The organism is Vibrio sagamiensis NBRC 104589 (genome assembly GCF_007990935.1).
GTDB lineage: Bacteria > Pseudomonadota > Gammaproteobacteria > Enterobacterales > Vibrionaceae > Vibrio > Vibrio sagamiensis.
Genome location: NZ_BJXJ01000151.1, coordinates 1 through 606, shown reverse-complemented (window position 1 = coordinate 606; position 606 = coordinate 1). Strand labels below are relative to the sequence as shown.

General features: G+C 36.8%; 1 protein-coding gene. It reads right to left on the bottom strand.

Going from position 1 to position 606, the window contains the following annotated elements; genetic code table 11:
* The coding region (locus tag VSA01S_RS19875) for a hypothetical protein (protein ID WP_147052820.1) at window positions 1-213 on the bottom strand (213 nt) is incomplete at its 3' end.
* Window positions 214-606 lie beyond the last annotated feature (393 nt).

The window sequence follows — 606 nt, the reverse complement described above, 5'->3', positions numbered from 1 at the left end:
GTTGTAGTCAACAAAAGGCATGACGTGAAAAGTGGACGACTCGCCAGAAAATACGGAGTTTTTTGTAGGAGATACCTCTCCTTCGCCGGTTGAGGTTATAGTAACCTCATAGATCTGTGTGATCTCAACAGCATCTTTATCATGACACCCACTTAAAGATAAAGCCAGAAGTAAGCTAGGTAAGAACCAGTTTTTTCTATTGTGATGATTCATATTCATTTACCTCATATTTAAAGGTGAAATGTTAATTGCAACTCGACTATTGGCTGCTCGTGCTTGTGGATATTGTGTTAGCACGTGGGAAAGCTCAAATACGGGGCTTTCTCGTAGCTTTGTTCGGATGAACTCAGCATATGACCACTTACATCGAATAATGGAAAAAAAGAAGATGCTTATCATAAGGTGAAATATTCTGTTAATTAAAAATTCATTTATAATGTTACTTATATATGTCATTTGTTTGGTGATAAATTAATCAGAAATATGTTATTATCATGTCAAGAAGCTTGTTGTAAAAACCTCACAACCCGCCAGACTTTAACTATGATTCACCACTGAGCAATGCGTTATGGTCAAGTCTGAATTCAAATGGTGACATTTCACCCC